Source organism: Achromobacter maghribensis, assembly GCF_057334215.1.
This window is the reverse complement of the sequence record NZ_JBHFII010000064.1, coordinates 1-1,562: the sequence shown is the minus strand read 5'-3', so window position 1 is coordinate 1,562 and position 1,562 is coordinate 1. Positions and strand designations below refer to the sequence as shown.

Sequence of the window (1,562 nt, the reverse complement as noted above, 5' to 3'; positions counted from 1 at the left end):
CCACGACTCCGGTCGTCATCACCACCGATAAGGGTGTGCTGACCATCACGGGTTACAACGCCGCGACGGGTGTCATCACCTACTCCTATCAGGAGACCGGTGGTGCTGACGATCACACCGCGGGCGATGACTCGGTCAAGGACAGCTTCGCCGTCACCGTCACCGACCTGGCCGGCGTTGCGACCAGCAATGACCTGGTCATCCAGATCGTTGATACCGCGCCGGTTGCCAACGCCGACTCGGCAAGCGTCAGCGAAGATGCCGCTACGCCTGTCACGGGCAATCTGCTCACCAACGATACGTTGGGCGCGGACACCAGCACGGTCGCCATCACCACGGGCGACGCCAAGTACGGCACGCTGGTCGACAACGGCGACGGCACCTGGTCCTATCAGTTGAACAACAGCCTGCCGGCCGTTCAAGCCCTGAACAACGGCGAGACGCTGACCGAGACCATCCGCTACACCATCACCGACGCGGACGGCGACACCAGCACCGCTGAACTGACTATCACCATCAACGGCCAGACCGACGGTCCGCCGGTTGTCACGCCCGAAGACGGCGACGGCAACGTCACTGACGCACACAACAGCGTCGTTGAAGCTTCCGGTGACACCGTCACCGGCAAGGTCACCGTGTCTGCGGAAGCTGGCGTCGCCGGAGTGAGCGTTGGTGGCCATGATGTCACCAACGCCTCCACGACCCCTGTCGTCATCACCACCGACAAGGGCGTGCTGACCATCACCGCCTATGACGCGGCGACCGGTGTCATCACCTACTCCTATCAGGAGACAGGTGGTGCCGACGATCACACCGCTGGCGATGACTCGGTCAAGGACAACTTCACCGTCACCGTCACCGACGTGGCCGGCGTTGCGACCAGCAATGACCTGGTTATCCAGATCATTGATACCGCGCCGGTTGCTAATGCTGACTCGGCAAGCGTTACCGAAGATACGGCTGCCCCGATCACGGGCAACGTCCTGGGTAATGATGTCCTCGGCGCAGACACCAGCACGGTCGCCATCACCACGGGCGACGCCAAGTACGGCACGCTGGTCGACAACGGCGACGGCACCTGGTCCTATCAGTTGAACAACAGCCTGCCGGCCGTTCAAGCCTTGAACAACGGCGAGACGCTGACCGAGACCATCCGCTACACGATCACCGATGCCGATGGCGACACCAGCACCGCTGAACTGACCATCACCATCAACGGCCAGACGGACGCTCCGCCGGTTGTCACGCCTGAAGATGGCGACGGCAACGTCACTGACGCACACAACAGCGTCGTTGAAGCCTCCGGCGAGACCGTCACGGGCAAGGTTACCGTGTCGGCTGAAGCTGGCGTCTCTGGCGTCACGGTCGCTGGCCATGATGTCACCAACGCCTCCACGACCCCTGTCGTCATCACCACCGACAAGGGCGTGCTGACCATCACCGCCTATGACGCGGCGACCGGTGTCATCACCTACTCCTATCAGGAGACAGGTGGTGCCGACGATCACACCGCTGGCGATGACTCGGTCAAGGACAACTTCACCGTCACCGTCACCGACGTG

The 1,562-nt window shown here is 62.5% G+C and carries 1 protein-coding gene; it reads left to right on the top strand.

The features are described 5' to 3' along the window. Positions 1-1,562, top strand: a 1,562-nt coding sequence (locus tag ACE039_RS29785; protein WP_485824139.1) for a VCBS domain-containing protein, incomplete at both ends; no start/stop codon positions are given.